Raw genomic sequence first — 22,661 nt, 5'->3', positions numbered from 1 at the left:
GCCCCCTACTCGGCCGCAATCCTGCGCGCCTCGGACACACCCAGCGGGAACACTTTTGCAGGGTTCAGCAACCAGTTGGGATCGAAAACATCCTTCACCGCCATCTGCGCTTCAAGGTCTGCAGATGTATATTGATGAACCATCAAATCCCGCTTTTCGATCCCGACCCCATGCTCGCCGGTCAGGCACCCTCCGACCTCGACACAAAGCTTCAGAATATCGGCCCCGAACGCCTCGCATTTCTCCAGATCGCCAGGTTTGTTTGCATCAAAAAGGATCAGCGGGTGCATGTTTCCGTCTCCGGCATGGAACACATTGCCCACCGGCAGGCCATACTCCTCGCTCATCTCTCCGATCCGCCGCAGCACTTCGGGCAATGACGAGACCGGTATGGTTCCGTCCAGACACATGTAGTCATTCATCTGCCCCATCGCCCCAAAGGCCGACTTGCGGCCCAGCCAGATTTTCGCGCTTTCCTCCGCCGACTGGCTCTCACGCAATTCAACCGGATTGTGACGCTTGGCGATCTCGATGATCTTGGAGAGCTGGTAGTCGATCTCGGCCTCGGACCCTTCAACCTCAACAATCAAAAGGGCCGTACAATCGGGATACCCGGCTTGCGCAAAATTCTCGCAGGCCCGGATGCACAGCGTATCCATGAACTCGATCGCAACCGGCAGGATGCCCGATTTGATAATGTCCGACACGCATTGCCCGGCAATCTCATTGTCATCAAAACCCATGAGCACCGGTCGTGCACCTTCGGGTTTGCGCAGAATGCGCAGGGTGGCCTCGGTGACCACACCCAGCTGCCCCTCGGACCCGCAAACAACACCCAGAAGATCCAGCCCGCCAGAGTCGAGATGAGCGCCTCCAATCTCAACCACGCTGCCGTCCATCATGACCATCTTGACGCCCAGAAGGTTATTGGTGGTCACGCCATATTTCAGACAATGCGCGCCGCCGGAGTTCATCGCAATGTTGCCCGCAATTGCACAGGCCAATTGCGACGACGGGTCAGGCGCGTAAAAGAAATCATCCTCTTCCACGGCTCCGGTCACGCTCAGGTTTGTTCGGCCGGTTTGCACCCGGATGACGCGGTTGTCATAGTCGACTTCCAGAACCTCATTCATCTTGGCAATGCCCAGAATGACGCAATCCGCCGTTGGCAATGCCCCACCCGCCAGCGAGGTACCTGCCCCGCGCGGCACCACAGGCACGCCTTCCTCATTGCAGATGCGCAGCACATCCGAGACCTCCTCAGTGCTCGCCGGCAAAACCGCAAGCATCGGCGGGCAGCGGTAGGCGGTCAGCGCATCACATTCATATGCGCGCGTCTCCGCCGGATCATGGATCACGGCATCTTCAGGCAACACTTGCAGCAACCGGAGCAGAACCGCATCCTTGCGACGCAGCACCTCGGTGTTTGGCGGTGGCATTTCCATGACTGGTCCTCCAATTTGGTAAAATAATATTACCAATTTTCCGATCTGGCAAGTTACAACACCACGACGTAGTGTCGCGCCCATGTCGTGGATTGATCAATCACTGCTGTTCTCGCCGCTGGACTTTGCTGCGATTGCCCTGCTGATCGGGTCCTGGTTATGGATCGGCTGGCGGATCGAGAACCCTGCGCCGCAAAAGCCATCTGTGGGCATGATCATGGATTCCTACCGGCGCGATTGGATGAAAGAGATGGTGACCCGCCAGCCCCGCATGTTCGACGCGCAGGTGGTGGGCACGATGCGGCAGGGCAGCACGTTTTTTGCATCGACGACGATGATCGCCATCGGAGGTGGGCTGGCCTTGCTGGGCAATACCGAACGACTGGCCGGGCTGGCGCAGGATCTGGCGCTGGGAACGGCCCCAGCGCTGGTGTGGGAGGTCAAGATCCTGATCATCCTGTTGTTTTTGGCGAATGCATTCCTGAAATATGTCTGGGCGCACCGTCTGTTTGGCTATTGCGCCGTTCTTATGGCCGCTGTTCCAAATGACCCCGACAACCCGGGCGCCTATCCCCGTGCCGCACAGGCGGCTGAAATATGTGTCACCGCTGCACGCAGTTTCAACCGGGGTCTGCGAGCCACGTATTTCGCTCTGGCCGCAGTGGCCTGGATACTGGGTCCGGTTGCTTTGATCCTTGGCGCGGCGATCACGCTCGCCATGCTGTATCGGCGCGAGTTCGCATCGCATTCCCGAACAGTTCTGCTCAACACCGAATCGTGATCCCATGCCTGCATTCGAAACGATAGGTTCATACCATGAGATATCTTGTTCTGACCGCCCTATTGGCCACTCCGGCCTATGCCGATGATCCCGTGATCGAAAACGTTGTCGCCAAACGCAGCGGTGACACATGGCGATTCGAAGTCACCGTCTCGCACCCTGAAACCGGATGGGACGACTATGCCGACGGATGGCGTATTTTGGATATGGATGGGAAAGAGCTGGGGATGCGCGTGCTGCACCACCCGCACGAGAACGAACAGCCCTTTACACGCTCGCTGAGTGGTGTTGCCATCCCGGACGGGACTTCACAGGTTCAGGTGCAGCCCCGCACCAATGTGGATGGCTGGGCCAAAGAGACCTTTGTGGTCCCCCTGAACTAAAGCGTTTTGCGTTTTTCCAAGTCAAAGCGACCGAAATGCACGTTCGACCGCAGTGAGAGACAGCGTATTTCGGATCAAATCAAACGCAAGGCGATCTAGAACACACCCAACGTCAGGCCTGCGCCCAGCGCCGCGCCGATCTCGCGGCATTGATCCAACTGATCCTGCGGAATGGTCTTTTCGGCCAGAATAGCCTCGGGCGTCTGCGCGTGGGTGCACATGATCAGCGGCGGCTGCACCTCTTTCAACCGCCAGCCGGTAGCGATCCGGGCGATCTGGCGCGCGGCGTTCTGCCCGTCGGACCCGGCGCAGATCATCTGGGCATAGGGGCGGCCCTCGATCTTGCCCAGCACGGGGTAATAGCTACGGTCGAAGAATTCCTTCATCAGACCTGAAATCGCGGCCAGGTTCTCGGGCGCGCAAAAGATATAACCATCGGCGGCCAGCAGGTCATCCGGCCTGGCCTGATCGGCGGGTTTCAGGACAACATCTGCCTCATCGCGCGCAGCCTCAGCCGCCGCCTCGGCCATCTGCCGGGCACCGCCGGTGCGCGAATGGTAAACGATCAGAAGCTGCGCCATGTCAGACCCGGTGATAGGGACCGCCTGCTAGGATGGTTGCGGCCCGATACAGTTGTTCCGCCAGCATCACACGGACCAGCATATGAGGCCAGACCATCGACCCGAATGAGATCGAAAAATCGGCCTCAGCCCGCAGATTAGGGTCTATTCCGTCCGCCCCACCGATGATCAGCGCCAGATCCTGCCGCCCGGCATCACGCCAGCCGCCCAGTTTCCTGGCGAAATCCGGCGAGGACATGACCCGCCCGCGTTCGTCCAAAGTACAGATCACAGCGCCTTTGGGCAGGGCCTTGCGCAGCAATGCCGCCTCAGCCCCCATACCCGCATTTTTCTTATCCTCAACCTCAAAGACACGCGCGGGGCCAAGACCCAGCCCACGGCCGGTACGGTCAAATCGGGTCAGGTAATCGTCAAGCAGGGCTTTCTCGGGTCCGGCGCGCAACCGCCCGACCGCAACTATGCTGATACGCATATCTCTCTCGCCTCCGGCCCCTCAATACGGGCCGGGATAGCGCCTCAGTTCGCCGAGGCGCTGCCGCCCTGAGGCAGCCACATCTTTTCCAGCTGATAGAATTCACGCACTTCGGGGCGGAAGATATGGACGATCACGTCGCCCGTATCGATCAGCACCCAGTCGCCGGCGTCCTTGCCTTCGACCTTCGAGGTGAAACCGAATTCCTGCTTGATGCGATCCGTCAGCTTTTCCGCCATGGCCGAGACCTGACGGGTCGACCGACCCGAGGCAATCACCATGTGATCCGCGACAGACGACTTGCCCTGCAGGTTGATCTGCACGACGTCTTCGGCCTTGTCATCGGAAAGTGAGGAAAGGATGCGTTCAAGCAGCTTGTCGCTGATTGACTGAGAGTGGGCCATTACGCTGGCCCCGTCTTCGGCGGGCAAACCCGCCTGGGTATGTAGAGACAGGACATAGTCCTCCTTTGCTGCGCGCCGTCAAAACCCCGGCGCCGGGGTACTATTAAGGTAACAAGGGGATTGCAACATTTCAATGAAACCCGCATCCGGGCGGGCCACGGCGGCTCACTCTTTGGCGAGCTGTTGCGCGTCTGCGTCGTCGGGATCGTCCTTGAGCAGGCGCACTTCGCGCTGCGGGAAGGGTAATGATATACCTTCGGCCTGAAACGCATCCCACAGCGCCAGATAGACATTGCCGCGGATATTCGTCAGCCCTTTGGTCGGATCGCTGATCCAGAACCGAAGCAGGTAATCAACGCTGCTATCGCCAAAACTGGTGATGTGGCAAACTGGTTCATGCGTGCTGCCGCTCAGCACACGCTGCACGGTTTTGACGGCGCGAATCGCCGTGGCGCGCACCTTGTGGGGATCGTCGGAATAGCTGGCCCCGAAATCCAGATCCAGACGGACGAACTTGTCGGAATGCGACCAGTTCACCACCTGGCTGGTGATCAGATCCTCATTCGGGATCAGGTATTCCCGCCCGTCCCGCGTGACAACCGACACATAGCGCGCGCCCAGTGCATTGATCCACCCGAACGTGTCGCCCAGCGAGATCACGTCGCCCGGTTTGATCGACCGGTCCATCAGGATGATGATGCCCGAAATCAGGTTCGAGACCACTTTCTGCAGCCCGAAACCGATCCCCACACCAATCGCACCGGACAGCAGGGCAATACCGGTCAGATCAAACCCCAGCGTGCGGATCGCGGCCATGAAAACCGCGCCATAAAGCAGGACCTGAATGCCCTTTGCCAACAGCACCTGCATCGAGGGCGTAATATCGTCGTTGCTTTTCAGACCCCTCTCGGCTGCGCGGGTGCCCACCCGGGCCAATGTCAGCAGGATACCGATCAGCAGAACCGCCTTTATGATCCCCAGCGCCGAGATATGCAGATCGCCGATAGAGACCGCAACCCCGTCCAGGAAATCGGCCACATCGTCCGTCAGCCCCAGTGCAGCCAGCGTTGCATAGATCCACATGGACCACTTGAAAATCACCCGAAGCGTTCGGTTGCGCACCAGCCGGGCGACCATCGCAATGGCCAGCCACGCCACCGCAAGCGTCGCCACAACGCCGATCAGATAGCTGCGCGACGGCCATGTGGCCTGCTGCATCACCCAATACAGGCCCCAGGACAACACAACGAAATAGACCAGCGTCAGCCGCCGCATCAGCTGAATCAGGGTGCGCAGCCGCCATTTCGGCCAACCGGTCCGGGCGCGGGCCCAACTCTCCCACCGGTGCTGGGTCAACAGCCTGAGGCAAAAGGCCAGACCCCACAGAAACAGGATGATCACCAGTTGGTACTGACGCCAGCCCGGAGTGACGATCAGCTCGGTCAGGTTGTCGAATTGAGAGGAGAAGGCCGCTGTCAGATTGGCGTAAAGCTCGGACAGTGTTTCCGGTAGCAGGTCCTGGTTCATACCGTCAGCTTGACCATCCCGGCGCGGCGATGCAAGCCCGCAGCCGGATTGAACCTTGATTGACGGCACCCCCCGATATATCTGGTGCGCATGAGACTCACTGTGGCCCAAATCCAGAACCTGGAAGACCGCGCGCGCCTGCGCGAACGGTTCTTTGGGGCCGCCCGCACGGTTCTTGCACGCCTACCCGTCGCCTGAGCCAATTCGCCAGCCATTTCTCATCTACATACGGGGAGAGGACCGATGTCCCCCAAAACGCTCTATGATAAAATCTGGGATGCCCATGTCGCCCACGAGGCCGAAGATGGCACCAGTCTTCTGTATATCGACCGTCACCTTGTGCACGAGGTCACCAGCCCGCAAGCCTTTGAGGGGCTGCGCATGGCGGGCCGCAATGTACGCGCGCCGGAAAAAACCATCGCGGTGCCGGATCACAACGTCCCGACCACGCATGACCGCGTGAACGGGATCGAAAACGAAGAATCGCGCATCCAGGTCGAGGCGCTGGACAAGAACGCCAAGGATTTTGGCATTCACTATTACCCGGTGCATGACGTCCGTCAGGGTATCGTGCATATCGTCGGCCCCGAACAGGGCTGGACCCTGCCCGGCATGACTGTTGTCTGCGGCGACAGCCACACCGCGACCCACGGCGCGTTCGGTGCGCTGGCGCACGGCATCGGCACCTCCGAGGTCGAACATGTTCTGGCCACGCAGACGCTGATCCAGAAGAAATCCAAGAATATGAAGGTGGAAATCACCGGCAAACTGCAGCCGGGTGTGACCGCCAAGGATATCACTCTGGCCGTGATTGGTGAGACTGGCACTGCTGGCGGCACCGGCTATGTCATCGAATATTGCGGCGAAGCGATCCGTGATCTGTCGATGGAAGGTCGTATGACCGTCTGCAACATGGCGATCGAAGGCGGTGCCCGCGCGGGTCTGATTGCCCCGGACGAAACTACTTACGAATATGTCAAAGGCCGGCCCCATGCACCAAAGGGTGCCCAATGGGAGGCCGCGCTGGATTGGTGGAAGACGCTCTATACCGATGAAGGCGCGCATTTCGACAAGGTCGTGACCCTGCGCGGCGAAGACATCGCACCGGTTGTCACATGGGGCACCAGCCCCGAGGATGTTCTGCCGATTACCGCCTCAGTACCGCACCCGGAAGATTTCGAAGGCGGGAAGGTCGACGCGGCCCGCCGGTCGATCGAATACATGGGCCTGGAAGCCGGTCAGAAACTCAGTGACGTGGAAATCGACACTGTCTTTATCGGGTCCTGCACCAATGGCCGGATCGAAGACCTGCGCGCCGCTGCCGAGATCCTGAAGGGCAAGAAGATAAAGGACGGGATGCGCGCCATGGTCGTTCCCGGCTCGGGTCTTGTGCGGGCACAGGCCGAAGAAGAAGGACTGGCAGACATTTTCAAAGAGGCCGGTTTCGAATGGCGTTTGGCGGGATGTTCCATGTGTCTGGCGATGAACCCCGACCAGTTGCAACCGGGCGAGCGCTGCGCCGCGACCTCGAACCGCAACTTCGAAGGGCGTCAGGGACGGGGGGGACGAACCCATTTGCTGAGCCCCGCAATGGCCGCCGCAGCTGCCATCACGGGACGTCTTACGGACGTCCGTGAATTGATGTAAGGTCCGCTCATATCTAGATATTTGAGGGATTGAACAAATGAGTGACTGGATCAAATGGCTCCTGCTGGGGCTTCTGTCCATAGCGTTCGGCATCTTTGTGCTGGGTGCGCCCGTGGTGGCCTCCATTGCCGTCACGGTCGTGACCGGTGTGTTGCTGCTGATCTCGGGCGTCTTGCAGGTCGTCGGCGGCTTTACCGTCGAAGGCGTTGGCAACAAGATCCTGTCGCTCATCATGGGTGCGGTCATGCTGTTTCTGGGCTGGTCCTTTCTGGATCATCCGCTGCAGGGCACGCTGACACTGGCAACCGTGATGCTGATCCTGTTCATGGCAGGCGGCATCGCGCGGATCATCTTGTCGTTCCAGATGAAAGGCACGCAGTTCTTCTGGGCCACCTTGATCTCTGGCATCATGTCCATCGTGCTGGCGGTTCTGATCTGGCGTTTTGCTGCCACAGACCCTGCCGTATTGTTGCAACTGCTGGGCATTTTGCTGGGCATCGAGATGCTGTTCAACGGGTTCGGTCTGGTCTTCATGGCGCTCTTTGTCAGGAACGCACCCAAAGACGAAACGAAAGAAGCTTAAACGCGAGGCACGGGCGCGGCCCGACCCCGCAGGAGTGTAGACATGGAAAAGTTTGACAAAGTCCACGGGGTGGCCGCCCCGATGCCGCTGATTAATATCGACACCGATATGATCATCCCCAAAGTGCATCTGAAAACCATCAAACGGTCCGGCCTTGGCGTCGTGCTGTTTGACGAGATGCGCTATCACGATCATGGCGGCGAGAATGAAGAGTTCGTTCTGAACAAACCCGCCTATCGCAATACCGAGATTCTGGTGGCCGGTGACAATTTCGGCTGCGGCTCATCGCGCGAGCACGCGCCCTGGGCGATCAAGGATTTCGGCATCAAGGTCGTGATCTCGACCAGCTTCGCCGACATCTTCTACAACAACTGCTTCAAGAACGGCATCCTGCCCATCGTGGTCGAGGAAGAACACCACGCGATCCTGATGGAAGACGCGCACAAGGGCGAGAACGCTCGCATGACCGTCCATCTGGAAGATCAGCAGATCACAACCTCGGACGGCGTGGTCATCGCGTTCGATGTCGACCCGCACCGCAAGCACTGCCTGCTGAATGGTCTGGATGATATCGGCCAGACCATGGAGAAAGATCACCACATCGACAAGTTCGAGGAACATGCCAGCCAGGCCCGCCCCTGGGTGTGATTCCGGGGTCGAATCTGACAACACTCAACCTAAAGGGGTCGCCCCGGCGACCCCTTTTTCATTTTGGGGCACCGTCGCCGGCAACCACAACATGTAGGGGAAATCCCAAATTTCACGTCGGATTTGCGTCCAAAATGATGCATTAGCGCACCAGTTTCGCCATCATTTTGCCTGAAATTCCGTGTTTTCTGCACCTTGGCTTGAGCTGATTGTCCTTTGCCGCCAGTCTTGGCGACAAACTGACATCCGTCAAAAAACAATCGATGGGTTCAAGTTGGATCGCAAGTCGGCACAGAATCGACTGCTCCAGTTTGGAAAGGGTACGGATAGTGATTGCACGCACTACGGGAGCGGCGATAAGGGGATTGCTGGTGGCACTTATGGTGCTCACTCCAGCGTTGTATCTGCCTGCCTCAACATCAAACGGGACCGAGATCATCGTATTTCTCGCGATCCTTGCGTTCATCCTGACCTTTTCCGAATACAACTCGGCCTTCCCCAGCTTCATCGAATTTCGCGACGCGCCACCCGTCAACCGGCTGCGCTTTGTCGGGCTGATGTCGATGGTCATGTTCCTGACGCTGATCTGTAAGAACATTTATGCCCCCACCGAATTGACCAGCCTGTTCTTCACAATCGGTTACGCCGTCGCCAGTCTGGCGGATTTCCCCTATTCGCCGGTCCGGTTGATCGTTCTGGTACTGCCCGGCGACGCCAGCCAGGGATTGCAGGATTTGGTTCGAATCTCGGCAAGTATTGCCTATGTTGCTGCACTGGTGACGATTGCCAGCTTTGCCTACGCGGTGAAATTCCGCAGCTGGCCCACCGGCAATGGCGCCTTCAATGTCTGGACAAACCTGCCCTTGTTCGACCCGACCAAGGGCGGAGACGTGGTCGCACGACTTCAGCGCGACGGAAAACTGAACATCGCGATCGGCGCATTGCTGCCCTTCCTGATCCCTGCCCTGATCAAAATGTCGGCAGGATTTCTGACGCCGATTGCCCTCAGCAACCCGCAAACGCTGATCTGGACCTTGTGTGCCTGGGCCTTTTTGCCCGCCAGCATGATCATGCGCGGCATGGCGACCCTGCGCATTGCCGGGCTGATCGTCGAAAAACGCCGCGCTTATTCCACGACTGAAACCACTCAAACTGCATGATCCGCGTTCTTGCGCTGATGCTGCTGCCGCTTTCGGCGCAGGCAGACACATTGCGCGTGGCCACCTTCAACACCGAGCTTGGGCGGGACGGACCGGGCGTCTTGCTGCGCGATTTGCGACGCGGCGACCCTCAGGCCGAGGCCATCGCAGAGGTTTTGGCAAAGGTCTCGCCCGATATTGTGGCGCTGCAGGGACTCGATTGGGATTATGATGGGCTGGCGCGCGCCGCACTGGTGAAGACCCTGAGGAAGGCTGGGATCGACTACCCATACAGCTATGCTGCACAGCCAAATTCAGGGCATACAACCGACCTTGATCTGGATGGGGATGGCCGCACGCATGGCCCGGGCGACGCACAGGGGTGGGGGCGATTCTCGGGCCAGAATGGGATCGCGCTGCTGTCCCGCTACCCCATCCTTGAGGACGAAGTCGTCTCATTCTCGGATATGCTTTGGCGCGACCTGCCCGGTGCCGAACTGCCAACCATCAACGGCAAACCCTTTCCGTCACCTCAGGCCCAGGCCGTTCAAAGACTGTCATCTACCGCCCATTGGGTCGTACCTATTCAGGCCCCGGGCGGACGGATATCCGTTTTGACGTTTCACGCCAGCCCGCCGGTATTCGACGGCCCTGAAGACCGCAATGGCCTTCGCAACCGGGATGAGGTCAGACTCTGGACATTGTTGCTGAACGGATCGCTTGGACCCGCACCTTCGGACCGGTTCGTCATCGCAGGCGACGCCAATCTGGACCCCGTTGGGGGCGATGGGCGCAACCAGGCGATTCAGGACTTGCTGGCCAATCCGGCAATTCAGGACCCTCGTCCAAGCGACCCTCAGGGATCGTTATCCACCGTCGTCTGGAAAGGAGTCGGAGAACTGCGGGTGGATTATGTCCTGCCATCTGCCGACTGGACAATTGTCGGGTCCGGCGTGTACTGGCCCGACAAAGACAGCGCCGGGCGCGCCGCAGCCGCGGCCGCCAGTCGCCATCGTATTGTATGGGTTGATCTGATCGACAAATAAGTCGCTGCCAAGAGGCCAAGAACTTACCGGACCCGAATCAAAGTCCCGGCGTCCCGCTGTCATGTTGATCGCGCATTCAGATCGACGAGGGAATTGCTGCCTATCGCAGATCATGTATTCATTTTCGCATGGAACGTGCCCTAACCCTGTCCGACTGGTCCTTGATCCAAAGCTTTCTGTCCGTGGCCGAGACCGGCTCACTTTCGGCGGCGGCCCGAAAGTCCGGCCGCAGCCAACCCACCCTTGGTCGTCAGATTCAGGCCCTTGAGGCGGAATTGGGCGTGTCGCTGTTTGAACGACACGCGCGTGGATTGAAGCTTAGCCCCGTAGGGTCGCAACTGCTGCCGATGGCGCAACAGATGCAGGCAGCCATAGGAGTCATCAGCCTGACCGCTGCAGGGCAGTCCCAGCAACTGGAAGGCACGGTGCGTATTACCGCTTCGGTCTTTGCATCCCACCACCTTCTGCCACCCATCCTCGCCACGATCCGCCGCGAAGAACCCGCGATCCAGCTGGAGCTGGTGGCGACCGACACCAGCGAAAACCTGCTGTACCGCGAAGCTGATATCGCGGTGCGGATGTATAGGCCCACGCAAGTGGACATCGTGTCAAAATACCTGGGCGATGTGAAATTCTGCTTCTGCGCCGCAAGCTCGTATCTGGACCGGTGCGGACGACCCGAAACACCTGAGGAACTGTTCACGCATGATCTTGTTGGCTTCGATGCCAATGAGCTGATCATCAACAAGATGCGGGATCGGGGCTGGCCCATCAGCCGCGACAGCTTTGCAACCCGGTGTGACCTGCAAAGCGCCTATTGGGAGCTTATTCGCGCCGGTTGTGGCGTTGGCCTGGGCCAATTGCAGGTTGTCGAGGCCGATCCGGCGGTCGAGGTCGTTTCACTGGGTGTGGACATCCCGATCCTGCCCGTCTGGCTGGCCGCGCCACAGGCGATGCGTCAAACCCCGCGCATTCGCAGGGTCTGGGATTTGCTGGCGCACGGCTTGAAAGCCAGCTTGTGACGGTCACAGCGCGCCGGTGTAAGTTCCACGGGGCGGATAGTTGTTGCCAAGGGTGAATTTCAGCCCGCCCACGATGTCCGACGTGGCAGGCCGCCCAAACGGTGTGGTTTGCTGCCACGCATAATACAACGTCTGGTCGGGGGCGATGTAGAAATGCCCGGGTTCAGCAAACAGGTCGGGTTCGGTACTGCCTTCGCGCGCCTTGGAAATGTTCAGACCCCATGCCTCGCGCGCCTGCGCCAGCGGCAAGCCATGGCCAATACGCAGACGCGACACACCTGCCTTTTCGGCGGTCTCGGCAGCGCGTTCGGCAGTGTCGGTGGTGATCATAACAACCTCGACTCCCAACTCGGCAAAATCATCCAGTGCGGCCTCGATTTCGCCCATCTGCCGGATGCAGATCGGACAATGCAGGCCGCGAAACTGGATCACCAGAGTCCCGTTTTCACCCTTGTCACGTTCAAGATCGAAGTCACCATGGGCAACCGTTTCAATTTTCAGCTCAGGAACCGGATTTCCGGGTGTCAGCATGTGTTTTCCTCGTCGTTTGGCGGGTTCGTCTCATTGACCCGATGCGATGCAGACGCTAGGGCCAATGCAACAAAACGCAAGGAGACCGTCTATGTCCAACCCCTCGCTCCTCATCCTGCCCGGAGACGGAATTGGCCCGGAAGTTATGACCGAAGTGCGCAAAATCATCGACTGGTTCGGCGACAAGCGCGGCCTTCACTTTGACGTGAGCGAGGATCTGGTCGGCGGCGCGGCCTATGACGCGCACGGCACGCCCCTGACGGACGAAACCATGGCCAAGGCGCAAGAGGTCGACGCGGTTCTGCTTGGTGCCGTTGGTGGGCCGAAATACGACGATCTGGATTTCAGCGTGAAACCCGAACGTGGCCTGCTGCGGCTGCGCAAGGAAATGGATTTGTTCTCCAACCTGCGTCCTGCTCAGTGCTTTGACGCGCTGGCGGATTTCTCGTCGCTTAAGAAAGACGTGGTCGCGGGCCTCGACATCATGATCGTGCGCGAGCTGACCTCGGGCGTCTATTTCGGCGAGCCGCGTGGGATTTTCGAGGAAGGCAATGAGCGCGTGGGCATAAACACCCAGCGCTACACCGAATCCGAAATCGAACGCGCCGCACGCTCGGCCTTTGAACTGGCGATGCGCCGGAACAAGAAACTGTGCTCGATGGAAAAGGCTAATGTGATGGAATCGGGCATCCTGTGGCGCGAGGTTGTGACCCGTGTGGGCGAGGATTACCCGGAGGTCGAACTGAGCCATATGTATGCCGACAACGGCGCGATGCAGCTGGTACGCGCGCCCAAGCAGTTCGATGTGATCGTTACTGACAACCTGTTTGGCGATCTGCTGTCCGATTGCGCGGCGATGCTGACTGGTTCGCTGGGCATGCTGCCCTCGGCCTCGTTGGGCGCGCCGATGGCCAATGGCCGTCCCAAGGCAATGTACGAACCCGTACATGGCTCGGCCCCAGACATTGCCGGTCAGGGCAAGGCCAATCCGATCGCCTGCATCCTCAGCTTTGCCATGGCGCTGCGCTATAGCTTTGATCAGGGGGATGAGGCAGGTCGTCTGGAAGCCGCGATCGAGAAAGTTCTGGCTGATGGTGTCCGCACAGCAGACCTGTTGGCGGAAGAAGGTGTCGAACCGGTATCGACCTCGGAAATGGGCGATGCGATTGTCGCCGCACTGGACGAAAGCCTCTGAAAGTCAAAAGGCGGTGCCATGCGCACCGCCTTTTTCTTAATCCTCAGTTGCCAAAGAGATTATTCAGCAGGTTGTTGATCGCATTTTCGAACCCATTGCCCTGACGCCGCCGGGACTGACTGGGTTGAGGGGTGCGCACCGGCGGGTCCGGTGCCGCCATCGGCAGCGGCGTGGGCGTCATACCTTCGGTCACCCGCAGCATCGTCTCTTTCCAGATTTCCGCCGGCAGCCCCCCGCCCGTTACGCCGGACAGCGGAGTGTTGTCGTCGTATCCCATCCAGACACCGGCCACATAGTCTGCGGTGAACCCCACAAACCAAGCATCGCGCGCGGCCTGAGTCGTGCCGGTTTTGCCGGCAACCTGCCATCCGGGCAGTTTCGCCCGCCCACCGGTGCCTTCGGATACCACACGCTCCATCATCCAGGTCAGTTGCCTGGCCGCTTTGTCATTAATGACCCGCTCGCCGATTCCGGTGGTTGTTACCATTACGGGAGTCTCGTCTCCCAACAACTTGAGTTCGGTGAGGCCGTAAGGCTCGACCGCCGAGCCTCCGTTCAGAATACCCGCATAAGCGCCCGTCATCTCGATCAGCGTGCTTTCCGACGCGCCCAGCGCAAGCGCCGGACCTTCGGCCAGATTGCTGGCGATGCCGAATTCACTTGCGACTGTGCGCACGTTTTCAAGGCCCGAAATCTCGGCCACCTTAACGGCTGGAATATTCAGCGAGTTCTTCAACGCATCCGCCAGCGTCACGCGGCCATAGAACTTGTTGGTGTAGTTCTTGGGGCACCACTGACCGGACCCCGGAATGTCGATGCAATAGGGCTCGTCCATCACCGTATCCAACGGAGAATAGCCCAGCTCCAGTGCGGTGGCATAGACGAACGGCTTGAATGAGGATCCCGTCTGCCGCAGCGCCTGGGTCGCCCGGTTGAAGGCCCCGGACACGCGGGTCTTGCGACCGCCTACCATGGCGCGCACGGCCCCGTCGGCCGACATCACCACAATCGCGGCCTGCGCCTTGGACCCTTCGCGGACCTTTTCCTGAAAGATGAATTTCAGCGCCTCTTCCGCCGATTGCTGAATGCGCTGGTCCAGAGTTGTCTGGATCACCACATCCTCGGTCGTGTTTCGCGTGAAAAACTCGGGCCCGCTGGCCATGACCCAATCAGCAAAATACCCGCCGGCCCGCGCTGCAGCGGCGTCCGACAGCACGGCCGGACGGCTGCGCGCCTCGCTGGCCTGTGCGGTGGTCAGATAGCCCTGATCCTCCATCAAACCGACAACCAATCGCGCCCGGTCCTGCGAACGCTGCAAATTGTTTGTCGGTGCATAGCGTGTCGGCGCAACCAGCAGCCCGGCCAACATGGCGGCTTCTGCAGGCGACACTTCGGCCGCAGAGATACCGAAATAGCGCTGACTTGCGGCTTCGAACCCGCGGGCACCTGCCCCCAGGAACGCGCGGTTGAGGTAGATCGTCAGTACCTCGTCTTTCGTATACTTGACCTCCATCGCCATGGCATACACGGCCTCTTTGGCCTTGCGCCACAACGAGCCCTGACGGCAATCGGATTCATACGCGGCCTCTGATTCCCATTCGTCGGGCTCATATGGCACACCCAGACACAAAAGCTTTGCGGTCTGCTGAGTGATGGTCGAACCGCCATGACCCGACAATGGCCCACGCCCTTCGCTAAGGTTAATGCGGACCGCGCTGGCGACTCCGCGTGGGCTGACACCGAAATGGCGGTAAAACCTTTTGTCTTCTGTCGCAATCACCGCGTTCCTGAGATGCGGCGACACCGTATCCGCTGTGATCACCCCGCCAAACTGATCGCCGCGCCAGGCAAATACTTTGCCGTCACGATCCAGCATCGTAACCGACCCGCGGGCTCGACCGTCCAGCAGGGCGTCAACATCGGGCAAAGTGGTATAGACAACCCCAATCGCCAGTGCCAACAGCAGGCCACAAACCGCCCCGACCCGCCAGGTCACGCCCCAGAACAGACGCCACAGCCACCTGAACATCCGTCGGAAGATGCCCCCGCCCCCGCCCGATTTACGGCGTGTCTTTTTGCGCGTGGTCCGGCGGGTCGTCGTCTTGCGCGCCGTGGATTTCTTTCCCGCAGGCTTGGTCGTGCGCTTGGAGGCGGCTTTCTTCCGCCCTTTTGACGGGTACCTTTTATCCGCGACAAGCGGTGTCTTGCGGCGCCTGGACTCAGTCATGCTCAAACTCTGCCCGATTTTACTTTTGGGGCACCATACCCTGCCTTCGCGCTGGTGTAGAGGTGCGAAATGTCTGCAATTCCCCTTCCTTGTTTCGCACAATATTTAATCATATCACAATATTTGTGCAAAAATTGTGCAACTTTGCCGCTTTTCCACGCAGGTCCCCCATAGGAAACCGTTCCATACCGCGTCTGACCGCGCTTTTTTCTGCAGGTGCAAACACGCCGGACAGACCGGGGAACCAGAGGGGATCAACGTGAAACTGATCATTGCGACAATCAAGCCGTTCAAGCTCGAGGAGGTGCGCGAGGCACTGACCCAGGCAGGCGTGCGCGGCATGATGGTGACCGAAATCAAGGGCTTCGGCTCGCAATCCGGTCACACCGAGATTTATCGCGGCGCGGAATATGCCGTGAACTTCGTGCCCAAGATCAAACTGGAGATCGTGGTTCCTGCCACGATGGCCGACCAGATCGTCGAAACCATCACCAAAACCGCCAAGACCGGCAAAATCGGTGACGGCAAGATTTTTGTCCTCGATGTCGAGCAGGCGCTGCGCGTGCGGACCGGGGAAACCAACGAGGAAGCGCTGTAAGCGCCGCCGCTCAACACTATCCGAGGAAGACACATGAACCTGATGAAATCCCTCATTCCTGCTGCCGCGATTGTCGCGCTGCCGCAGATGGGCCTTGCGCAAGAGGCCGCCGCCGGCGAGACCGCGCAGCACACGCAATATATCCTGACTTCGCTGCTGTTCCTGATGGGCGGCTTTCTGGTGTTCTGGATGGCAGCCGGTTTTGCCATGCTCGAAGCTGGTCTGGTGCGGTCCAAGAACGTGGCCATGCAGCTGGTCAAAAACATGGGCCTGTTTTCGTTTGCCGCCATCATGTACTGGCTGGTGGGCTTCAACCTGATGTATCCCGGCGATGCGTGGATTATCCCGGGTATCTTCGGCTCGATCTCGCCCACATCGCTAGAGCCGGTAGGCCTTGCGGGTGTTGAAACCGATCTGTCCTATGCCTCTGTCGGCTCGGACTTCTTCTTCCAACTGATGTTCTGCGCCACTACCGCTTCGATCGTGTCGGGCACCGTGGCCGAGCGGATCAAGCTGTGGCCCTTCTTCATCTTCGTGATCGTCCTGACCGGCGTCATTTACCCGATCGAGGCGTCCTGGCAGTGGGGCGGCGGCTGGCTATCCGAAATGGGCTTTAGCGATTTCGCAGGCTCGACTCTGGTCCATGCCGCAGGTGGTTTTGCAGCGCTGGCCGGTGCCATCGTACTGGGCCCGCGGATCGGCAAGTACAACAAAGAGGGCAAGGTTGTTCCGATCCCCGGTTCGAATCTGGCGCTGGCCACTCTGGGTACGTTCATCCTGTGGCTGGGTTGGTTCGGCTTCAATGGCGGCTCGCAGCTGGCTATGGGCACCATCGGTGATATGGCTGATATCAGCCGCATCTTTGCCAACACCAACATGGCTGCCGCAGCCGGTGCCGTTGCCTGTCTGATCCTGACGCAGGTTATGTATGGCAAGGTCGACTTGACCATGGTGCTGAACGGCGCGCTGGCCGGTCTGGTCTCGATCACCGCTGAACCGCTGGCTCCGTCGCTGTTTCAGGCGCTGATCATCGGTGCAATCGGTGGCGTGATCGTGGTCTTCACCGTTCCGATGCTGGACCGCATGAAGATCGATGACGTGGTCGGTGCCATCCCGGTTCACCTGATCGCAGGCTTCTGGGGTACGTTCATCGTGGCATGGACCAACGGCGACGCGTCTTTCGTGACCCAGATCATCGGCTTCGCGGCCATCGGCATCTTTGTCTTCGTGGTCAGCTTCATCCTGTTCTCGATCCTCAAGGCCACCGTTGGCCTGCGGGTTGGCGAAGAAGAAGAGATCAACGGTCTGGATATGGGCGAGCTGGGTATGGAAGCCTACCCGGAATTCTCCAAGGGTTAAGACCTGAGAAAACAAGTCAAAGGCCGGGCATTTACGCCCGGCCTTTTTCGTTTCACAACAAAAAAAGCCGCGCTTTAGGGCGCGGCTTTTGGTTTGCTATGGCCGGGATCAGACGCCGACGTCTACAATCGCCTTGGCCAGAACCGGAACGGTATTGGCGTTCAGACCGGCGATGTTCAGGCGGCTGTCGCCTACCATATAGATGCCGTGATCGTTGCGCAGTTGCTCGACCAGTTCCGGGGCCGCCCCCAGACGCGAGAACATTCCGCGATGCTGAGCAATGAATCCAAACCGGTCCGAGCCGCTGAGGCGCTGCAATTCATCGGCCAGGTTCTGGCGCAGACCCAGCATGGACAGCCGTACCTCTTCCAGTTCAGCAGCCCAGTCGGCGCGCAGGGCGTCGTCGTTCAGGATCGTGGTCACCACGCGTGCGCCGTGATCGGGGGGGAAGGAATAATTCTGACGGTTCAGGAAGGCCAACGTGGACTGATTCAGCGCCGTTTGCGCTGCATCATCGCTGATCGCCATCAACAGGCCGGTGCGCTCGCGATACACGCCAAAGTTCTTCGAGCAAGACGCCGCGATAAGGCAGCGCTTGACGGATGAGGCCACCAGTCGGGTCGCCTGCGCATCCTCTTCCAGACCGTCACCAAAGCCCTGATAGGCAATGTCGATCATCGCCACGAGGCCAAGTTCGTTGATGACGTTCACGACCTCTTGCCACTGGACCAAATTCAGATTGGCCCCGGTCGGGTTGTGACAGCAGCCATGCAGCAGAACCACGTCACCCGCTTTGGCGGTTTTCAGATCAGCGATCATGCCGTCGAAATCGACGCCGCGGGTTTCGCCATCAAAATAGCGGTACTGGACCGTCTCCATGCCCAGATAATTCAGGATCGACAGGTGGTTCGGCCATGTGGGGTTCGACACGAACACGCGGGCCTCAGGGTTGGCCATGCGGATCATCTCAAACGCCTGACGGCAGGCCCCGGTGCCGCCCGGCGTTGCCACGGCGGCGATATTGGCGCGGGGCACGGACGTCCCGAGGATCAGACCGATCATCGCATCGGCAAAAGCCGGATCACCGGCCAGACCGGTATAGGCTTTGGTCTCCTGCTCTTCGACCAGACGGCGCTCGGCGGCCTTGACCGCGCGCATCACGGGCGTGACGCCTTCGGCATTCTTGTAGACGCCGACGCCCAGATCGATCTTTTGATCGCGCGGGTCGTCGCGGTACATCTGCATCAGCGCCAGAATCTTGTCGGCAGGTTGGGGTTTGAGGTTCTCAAACATCAGGTCTCTCCGGTTGCGACGGGCAGGGTCGGGAAGGCACCCCATTCAGCCCATGAGCCGTCATAAAGCGAGTGGTCTTTCTTGCCCATGCGTTCCAACGCAAGGCTGAGGATCGCGGCAGTCACGCCCGAGCCGCAGGAGGTGATTGCGGGTTTCGACAGGTCGACCCCGGCACCCTCGAACACGGCGCGGCAGTCTTCGGGTGACTTCATCGTGCCATCCTTGTTCAGTAACTGACCGAAAGGCACATTGCGCGAACCGGGAATATGACCCGAGCGCAGACCCTCGCGCGGCTCGGGCGCGGACCCGGCAAAGCGGTCGGCCGCGCGGGCGTCGATGATCTCATGATCGCCCAGCTTGGCGGCAGCTGACACCTGCGTTACGTCGCGCACCAGATGGTTCTGTACGCGAACGGTCATATGGCGGTCGCGGATGACGGGCGGCAGGTCTTCGACCGCGCGTCCTTCGGCCTGCCATTTCGGGAAACCGCCATCCAGCACGGCGATATTGTCCTGCCCCATCAAGCGAAACAGCCACCAGACGCGCGCCGCAGACATCAGCCCGGCCCCGTCATAGACCACAACCTGATGGCCATCGCCCACGCCCATCGCCCGCAGGCGCGACATGAACTTCTCGACCGGAGGCGCCATATGCGGCAGGTCCGACCGGTGGTCCGAGATATCGTCGATATCGAAGAACCGCGCGCCGGGGATGTGGCCCGCATCATATTCGGCCTTCGCATCGCGGTTCTGCGCTGGCAGATACCACGACCCGTCCAGAACCCTCAGATCGGGGTCCTTGAGATGTGCGGCCAGCCATTCGGTTGAAACAAGGGTTTTCGGATCGTCCTGCATCAAAGCCTCCCCTGAGCGAGCTTGATTTTTCCCTATACGCGCCGGGAAACAGGTTCAACCTATTACGAGGCCTGACGCAGGCGGAAATACTGAATAATTCCGATCAGGCTGATCAGAATCCAGAACCCTTCGATCAGCATCGAGGCCAGATTGAAATTGTGGATCAGAGAATAAACGATCAGCACCGACCCCAGCAGGTTGACCACCGGAAAGGCCAGATCGTCGGAATTCATCATCCGCATCTGCGTCGCAAAATACGCGGCCACCACGATCAGCGCCCCGAATGAGCCGATAGCGTCTGCAATGGTCAGGCTGTCAAGCAGAGCGGTCATGGGTGGGCCTTGTCGTTTTCAGAATGTTCACTGTGTTGGGCATAATGATGCATGTTCAGAAACTCCGCCCCCTCTGCCCCGGCGCGATAGCCATGCGCGATATCTGCCGCAAACCGCAGCCCTTGCCCAGTGTTCAGCGGCACCCAGTCAGGGCCACGCAGAATCTCGAGCACTCCGGACAGTACAAAAACCTCTTCGGTCACGCCTGCCGCGTGGGCAGGCGACTCGTGACTCTGGTTCGGGCGCAGGCTGACGTGAAAGGTCTCGGCCCCCAGCGCAGGGTCATAGGGAAAGACGATCTTGACCTCGATACTGCCGGGGAAGGTGACCGTTTGAAACACCGAGGCCTCGCCTTTCACGGGGTCAATCAGTGCGCTGAGCGGTAGCTGAAACCCCTTGGCGATCTTCCACAAGGTTGCGATGGTCGGGCTGGATTCGCCGCGTTCGATCTGGCCCAGCATGGCTTTGCTCACGCCGGTCATCTCGGCCACTTTCGACAGGCTCAGCCCCGAGGCCGCCCGCACATCCCGTAGTTTCAGCGTAATCTCGTCCGGTGCCATGCCATCATCTTCCGAATCCTCTTGTGCGTTATAGCGCACATGTGATACGTGCGCTATAACGCACAAACCTGAAGACGTGCAACCCGAGGCAATAGGGAAACAGCATCATGCCACTCTACCGTTCCAGAACCTCAACCCATGGCCGCAACATGGCCGGTGCCCGCGGCCTGTGGCGCGCGACCGGTATGGGCGACGATGATTTCGGCAAACCGATCATCGCCATCGTCAACTCATTCACCCAGTTCGTGCCCGGCCACGTCCACCTGAAGGACCTTGGCCAGATGGTCGCGCGCGAGGTTGAGGCTGCGGGCGGCGTTGCCAAAGAGTTCAACACAATCGCCGTGGATGACGGTATCGCCATGGGCCATGACGGGATGCTGTATTCCCTGCCCTCGCGCGAGGTCATCGCGGATTCGGTGGAATACATGGTCAACGCTCATTGTGCGGATGCGATGGTTTGCATCTCGAACTGCGACAAGATCACCCCCGGCATGCTGATGGCCGCGATGCGTCTGAACATCCCAGCGATCTTTGTCTCGGGCGGGCCAATGGAGGCGGGCAAGATCGACATCGCCGATCTGGACGCCAAGAAGATCGACCTTGTGGACGCCATGGTCGCCGCCGCCGATGACCGGTTCACCGATGAGCAGGTCCAACATATCGAAGAAAATGCCTGCCCCACCTGTGGGTCGTGCTCGGGCATGTTCACCGCGAACTCGATGAACTGTCTGGCCGAGGCGCTGGGTCTGGCCCTGCCGGGCAACGGCTCGACCTTGGCTACGCACTCAGACCGGAAAGAGTTGTTCCTTGAGGCCGGTCGCCGTATCGTCGAGATCACCAAGCGCCATTATGATCTGGACGAAAAAGGTTTCCTCCCGCGCGAGATCGCCACGTTTGATGCGTTTGAAAACGCCATGTCGCTGGATATCGCCATGGGTGGCTCGACCAACACCGTGCTTCACTTGTTGGCCATCGCGCATGAGGGCGAGGTCGATTTCACCATGAAGGACATGGATCGCCTCAGCCGCCGCGTCCCATGCCTGTGCAAGGTCGCGCCCAACACCGAAAACGTGCATATGGAAGACGTGCACCGCGCCGGAGGTATTTTCTCGATCCTTGGCGAGCTTAGCCGCGCGGGGCTGTTTCATGAGCATTGCAATACAGTCCACTCCGGCACGATGGGCGAAGCGATTGCCAATTGGGACATCAAGGTCGCCAACAACCCAAAGGCCCAGGACCTGTTCAAGGCCGCGCCGGGTGGCGTACGGACGACTCAGGCCTTCAGCCAATCGAACCGGTACAAGGAACTGGACACAGACCGCGAGGGCGGCGTGATCAGGTCCAAGGAACACGCGTTCAGTCAGGATGGCGGTCTGGCCGTGCTGTTCGGCAACATCGCGCGCGACGGCTGTATCGTAAAAACGGCGGGCGTGGACGCGAATATCCTGCAATTCACCGGCTCGGCCTATGTCTGCGAAAGTCAGGATCAGGCGGTGAACGACATTCTGACCGGCAAGGTGAAAGAAGGCGACGTGGTCGTCATCCGCTACGAAGGTCCGCGCGGCGGACCGGGGATGCAGGAGATGCTGTACCCGACTTCATACCTGAAATCCAAAGGTCTGGGCAAAGCTTGCGCGTTGCTGACCGACGGGCGTTTCTCGGGCGGCACCTCGGGTCTGTCCATCGGTCATGTCTCGCCGGAGGCCGCCGAAGGTGGTGAGATCGGGCTGGTGCAAACCGGCGACAGGATCGAGATCGATATTCCCAACCGAACGATCCATCTGGCCGTCTCCGATGAGGAACTGGCCGCCCGGCGCGAAACGCAGGATGAAATCGGCTGGCAGCCTGCCGCACCGCGCAAGCGCAAAGTGTCAACCGCGCTCAAAGCCTATGCCAAGCTGACCACCAGTGCCGCCAAAGGCGCGGTCCGTCAGGTGTAAAGCCAAAACGGGGGCACTCCCGCACCCGCTGCGTGCCATCGGCTCCGCCGATACCCCTTGCGGCATTGGGCCGGGCGCCGCGCAAAGCGCGACG

General features: G+C 59.7%; 24 protein-coding genes. 13 read left to right on the top strand and 11 right to left on the bottom strand.

Annotated features, from left to right (window positions below):
- Positions 1 to 5: 5 nt before the first annotated feature.
- Positions 6 to 1,445 carry an FAD-linked oxidase C-terminal domain-containing protein gene (locus tag ACRZ9X_RS19110; RefSeq protein ID WP_480521675.1) on the bottom strand — a complete coding sequence of 480 codons (1,440 nt, stop codon included), beginning with the start codon at positions 1,443 to 1,445 and terminating at the stop codon, positions 6 to 8.
- Between the two features lie 82 nt (positions 1,446 to 1,527).
- On the opposite strand from ACRZ9X_RS19110, the gene ACRZ9X_RS19105 reads away from it, so the two are divergent.
- A complete protein-coding gene (locus tag ACRZ9X_RS19105; RefSeq protein ID WP_480521674.1) occupies positions 1,528 to 2,226 on the top strand; it encodes a DUF599 domain-containing protein in 699 nt (232 codons plus the stop codon).
- 35 nt (positions 2,227 to 2,261) lie between these two features.
- Complete coding sequence (locus ACRZ9X_RS19100; RefSeq protein ID WP_480521673.1) at positions 2,262 to 2,609, top strand: hypothetical protein; 348 nt, start codon at positions 2,262 to 2,264, stop codon at positions 2,607 to 2,609.
- A 95-nt stretch (positions 2,610 to 2,704) separates the two neighbouring features.
- On the opposite strand, the gene ACRZ9X_RS19095 is transcribed toward ACRZ9X_RS19100, so the two are convergent.
- The 4 genes from ACRZ9X_RS19095 to ACRZ9X_RS19080 form a co-directional block, all read right to left on the bottom strand.
- Positions 2,705 to 3,190: a flavodoxin family protein gene (locus ACRZ9X_RS19095; protein ID WP_480521672.1), complete on the bottom strand. Its 486-nt coding sequence runs from the start codon at positions 3,188 to 3,190 to the stop codon at positions 2,705 to 2,707.
- Between the two features lies 1 nt (position 3,191).
- Positions 3,192 to 3,662, bottom strand: coding sequence for a 23S rRNA (pseudouridine(1915)-N(3))-methyltransferase RlmH (gene rlmH, locus ACRZ9X_RS19090; RefSeq protein ID WP_480521671.1), 471 nt, complete (start codon positions 3,660 to 3,662; stop codon positions 3,192 to 3,194).
- Between the two features lie 44 nt (positions 3,663 to 3,706).
- The gene (gene rsfS, locus ACRZ9X_RS19085) at positions 3,707 to 4,066 is read right to left on the bottom strand and encodes a ribosome silencing factor (protein WP_058276550.1); all 360 of its coding nucleotides are present in this window, start codon (positions 4,064 to 4,066) and stop codon (positions 3,707 to 3,709) included.
- 165 nt (positions 4,067 to 4,231) lie between these two features.
- A complete protein-coding gene (locus tag ACRZ9X_RS19080) occupies positions 4,232 to 5,593 on the bottom strand; it encodes a mechanosensitive ion channel family protein (RefSeq protein ID WP_480521670.1) in 1,362 nt (453 codons plus the stop codon).
- Between the two features lie 102 nt (positions 5,594 to 5,695).
- Between ACRZ9X_RS19080 and ACRZ9X_RS19075 the strand changes: the two genes are divergently transcribed.
- From ACRZ9X_RS19075 to ACRZ9X_RS19045, 7 genes are all read left to right on the top strand, one after another.
- Positions 5,696 to 5,791: an isopropylmalate isomerase gene (locus tag ACRZ9X_RS19075; RefSeq protein ID WP_480521669.1), complete on the top strand. Its 96-nt coding sequence runs from the start codon at positions 5,696 to 5,698 to the stop codon at positions 5,789 to 5,791.
- 45 nt (positions 5,792 to 5,836) lie between these two features.
- Positions 5,837 to 7,240, top strand: coding sequence for a 3-isopropylmalate dehydratase large subunit (leuC, locus tag ACRZ9X_RS19070; protein WP_480521668.1), 1,404 nt, complete (start codon positions 5,837 to 5,839; stop codon positions 7,238 to 7,240).
- 37 nt (positions 7,241 to 7,277) lie between these two features.
- Positions 7,278 to 7,823 (top strand): HdeD family acid-resistance protein, encoded by a 546-nt coding sequence (locus ACRZ9X_RS19065; protein ID WP_480521667.1) that lies wholly within the window; start codon positions 7,278 to 7,280, stop codon positions 7,821 to 7,823.
- A gap of 42 nt (positions 7,824 to 7,865) precedes the next feature.
- Positions 7,866 to 8,471 (top strand): 3-isopropylmalate dehydratase small subunit, encoded by a 606-nt coding sequence (gene leuD, locus ACRZ9X_RS19060; RefSeq protein ID WP_480521666.1) that lies wholly within the window; start codon positions 7,866 to 7,868, stop codon positions 8,469 to 8,471.
- Positions 8,472 to 8,800: 329 nt separating this feature from the next.
- The gene (locus ACRZ9X_RS19055) at positions 8,801 to 9,631 is read left to right on the top strand and encodes a hypothetical protein (RefSeq protein WP_480521665.1); all 831 of its coding nucleotides are present in this window, start codon (positions 8,801 to 8,803) and stop codon (positions 9,629 to 9,631) included.
- On the top strand, positions 9,628 to 10,656 hold the full coding sequence (locus ACRZ9X_RS19050) for an endonuclease/exonuclease/phosphatase family protein (RefSeq protein ID WP_480521664.1): 1,029 nt from the start codon (positions 9,628 to 9,630) through the stop codon (positions 10,654 to 10,656). The genes ACRZ9X_RS19055 and ACRZ9X_RS19050 overlap by 4 nt, the downstream gene beginning before the upstream one ends.
- Positions 10,657 to 10,784: 128 nt before the next feature.
- Positions 10,785 to 11,678: a LysR family transcriptional regulator gene (locus ACRZ9X_RS19045; protein ID WP_480521663.1), complete on the top strand. Its 894-nt coding sequence runs from the start codon at positions 10,785 to 10,787 to the stop codon at positions 11,676 to 11,678.
- 3 nt (positions 11,679 to 11,681) lie between these two features.
- On the opposite strand, the gene ACRZ9X_RS19040 is transcribed toward ACRZ9X_RS19045, so the two are convergent.
- Complete coding sequence (locus ACRZ9X_RS19040) at positions 11,682 to 12,209, bottom strand: redoxin domain-containing protein (protein ID WP_480521662.1); 528 nt, start codon at positions 12,207 to 12,209, stop codon at positions 11,682 to 11,684.
- Positions 12,210 to 12,300: 91 nt separating this feature from the next.
- Between ACRZ9X_RS19040 and leuB the strand changes: the two genes are divergently transcribed.
- On the top strand, positions 12,301 to 13,404 hold the full coding sequence (gene leuB / locus ACRZ9X_RS19035) for a 3-isopropylmalate dehydrogenase (protein ID WP_480521661.1): 1,104 nt from the start codon (positions 12,301 to 12,303) through the stop codon (positions 13,402 to 13,404).
- A gap of 43 nt (positions 13,405 to 13,447) precedes the next feature.
- Here leuB and ACRZ9X_RS19030 read toward each other — a convergent pair whose 3' ends face one another.
- Entirely contained in the window at positions 13,448 to 15,631 is a 2,184-nt protein-coding gene (locus ACRZ9X_RS19030) for a transglycosylase domain-containing protein (RefSeq protein WP_480521660.1), read from the bottom strand.
- A gap of 259 nt (positions 15,632 to 15,890) precedes the next feature.
- Between ACRZ9X_RS19030 and ACRZ9X_RS19025 the strand changes: the two genes are divergently transcribed.
- Entirely contained in the window at positions 15,891 to 16,229 is a 339-nt protein-coding gene (locus tag ACRZ9X_RS19025) for a P-II family nitrogen regulator (RefSeq protein ID WP_480521659.1), read from the top strand.
- Positions 16,230 to 16,262: 33 nt separating this feature from the next.
- The gene (locus tag ACRZ9X_RS19020) at positions 16,263 to 17,588 is read left to right on the top strand and encodes an ammonium transporter (RefSeq protein ID WP_480521658.1); all 1,326 of its coding nucleotides are present in this window, start codon (positions 16,263 to 16,265) and stop codon (positions 17,586 to 17,588) included.
- 108 nt (positions 17,589 to 17,696) lie between these two features.
- On the opposite strand, the gene ACRZ9X_RS19015 is transcribed toward ACRZ9X_RS19020, so the two are convergent.
- The 4 genes from ACRZ9X_RS19015 to ACRZ9X_RS19000 all read right to left on the bottom strand — a co-directional run bounded on the left by ACRZ9X_RS19015 (position 17,697) and on the right by ACRZ9X_RS19000 (position 20,627).
- Positions 17,697 to 18,881 (bottom strand): amino acid aminotransferase, encoded by a 1,185-nt coding sequence (locus ACRZ9X_RS19015; RefSeq protein WP_480521657.1) that lies wholly within the window; start codon positions 18,879 to 18,881, stop codon positions 17,697 to 17,699.
- Positions 18,881 to 19,735, bottom strand: coding sequence for a 3-mercaptopyruvate sulfurtransferase (gene sseA / locus ACRZ9X_RS19010; RefSeq protein ID WP_480521656.1), 855 nt, complete (start codon positions 19,733 to 19,735; stop codon positions 18,881 to 18,883). Before sseA ends, ACRZ9X_RS19015 begins: the two co-directional genes overlap by 1 nt.
- A gap of 62 nt (positions 19,736 to 19,797) precedes the next feature.
- The gene (locus tag ACRZ9X_RS19005; RefSeq protein WP_480521655.1) at positions 19,798 to 20,067 is read right to left on the bottom strand and encodes a CBU_0592 family membrane protein; all 270 of its coding nucleotides are present in this window, start codon (positions 20,065 to 20,067) and stop codon (positions 19,798 to 19,800) included.
- The gene (locus ACRZ9X_RS19000) at positions 20,064 to 20,627 is read right to left on the bottom strand and encodes a helix-turn-helix domain-containing protein (RefSeq protein ID WP_480521654.1); all 564 of its coding nucleotides are present in this window, start codon (positions 20,625 to 20,627) and stop codon (positions 20,064 to 20,066) included. The genes ACRZ9X_RS19005 and ACRZ9X_RS19000 overlap by 4 nt, the downstream gene beginning before the upstream one ends.
- Before the next feature lie 107 nt (positions 20,628 to 20,734).
- Here ACRZ9X_RS19000 and ilvD point away from each other — a divergent pair, with 107 nt between their 5' ends.
- Complete coding sequence (gene ilvD / locus ACRZ9X_RS18995; RefSeq protein ID WP_480521653.1) at positions 20,735 to 22,567, top strand: dihydroxy-acid dehydratase; 1,833 nt, start codon at positions 20,735 to 20,737, stop codon at positions 22,565 to 22,567.
- Positions 22,568 to 22,661 lie beyond the last annotated feature (94 nt).

The organism is Ruegeria sp. AL1 (assembly GCF_056540905.1).
This window is presented reverse-complemented; position numbering and strand designations above follow the sequence as displayed.